The following is a 1,525-nucleotide window of genomic DNA, read 5'->3' as shown; positions in this document are numbered from 1 at the left end:
TTGAGGTTTATTGGGTATAGACTTACTTATCGTGGATGAAGCCGGTCAGGTAGCTCCTGATGTTGCTGCGGCTTCGTTCGCTTTAGCTAAGCGAGCCTTGGTAATAGGAGATGTGCATCAAATCAAACCGGTAAGCAATCAGTCTCGACGAGCCGATGTTGGTAACATGTTACAGCATCAGTTGTCGTCTAATATTGATGAGTATAGCGATATTTGCGCTCAAGGGCGTTCTGTCGTGGATGGAAGTGTCATGCGTATCGCTCAATCGGCGAGTCAGTTTCGATATTTACCGGATGCAGAGCCTGGTATGTTTTTAAGAGAGCACCGCCGCTGTTTTGATGAAATTATTTCTTTCTGCAATGACCTTTGTTACCAAGGATTGCTCCAACCAAAACGGGGAAAACGTGATGAGTTGGAGGGCGATATACCTCCATTACCTGCTCTTGGCTATTTGCATATTGATGGTATGGCTGAATCGCCAGTTGGTGGCAGCTGTATCAATCGATTGGAAGCTGAGACTATCGCCCGCTGGCTAGCAGAAAAACGTAGCGAGTTAGAAAACGCTTATGGTGCCAAGTTGGAAGATCTTGTTGGAGTAATTACCCCTTTCAAAGCTCAGGAGCGACTGTTGTCAGAAGCTTGTAGAAGCCATGAGATCAAGGTGGGGAGAGGTGAGGGGGAAATGACCATCGGTACTGTGCATGCTTTGCAAGGTGCTGAAAGAAAAGTGGTGTTATTTTCTGCTGTTTATTCTCGTCACAATAACGGGGGCTTTATTGATAATGACCCCTCAATGCTTAATGTTGCCGTATCCCGTGCGAAAGATAGCTTCCTGGTGTTTGGTGATATGGATGTTATCTCTTCGGCAACCAAAGGCACACCAAGACACCTTCTTGGGCAATATCTGTTTGCTCGCGATGACAGTGAACTCAGTTTTGCTATTGGGGCTCGGCCTGATTTAGTGGCATTTTGCCCTGAACCGAAAATCATTAATGGTTCGGAAGAGCACGATCAATTTTTCCTTGAGTTGCTGGATACAGTGCAGCACCGAGTAGATATGATTTCACCTTGGATCCTACTTCATCAACTCACAACAACAGGTTATTTAAAACATATGCAAGCTGCCGTTGAACGCGGTATTGAGATTTATGTCCATACTGATTACCGCTTTAATACCCACCAGAATAATAAATATAGTATTGAAAAGAATCAGCAATTTAAGCAATGTTGTGAAGCCTTGTGTGATAAGGGGATTCGGGTATGCGTAGTTGAACAGGTACATAGCAAACTGGTGTTGGCCGATGAGCAGGTCATATGCATCGGCTCTTATAACTGGGGCAGTGCTATGCGTGAGGGGAAATACAAGAATATGGAAACATCCATGCTCTATAGCGGCAATCTTGCCCAGGAAACCCAGGTGCAACTCGATGCTTTGCAAATGCGCCTCAGAGCGCATCACAAAAATAAAACCTTAAAGCATGTCTCAGTAGAGGAAACATCATGATGTAATGGTCTAATGATTCCG

The 1,525-nt window shown here is 44.9% G+C and carries 1 protein-coding gene; it reads left to right on the top strand.

Annotated features, from left to right (window positions below; translation table 11 throughout):
• The first annotated feature begins 31 nt into the window (after window positions 1–31).
• Window positions 32–1,504, top strand: a complete 1,473-nt coding sequence (locus tag U869_RS0129085; RefSeq protein WP_157834784.1) for an AAA domain-containing protein — start codon at window positions 32–34, stop codon at window positions 1,502–1,504.
• Window positions 1,505–1,525 lie beyond the last annotated feature (21 nt).

The organism is Serratia sp. H1w (assembly GCF_000633355.1).
Lineage (GTDB): Bacteria > Pseudomonadota > Gammaproteobacteria > Enterobacterales > Enterobacteriaceae > Chania.
Note: the sequence above shows the minus strand (reverse complement) of the source record. Positions and strands in the feature narration are given on the sequence as shown.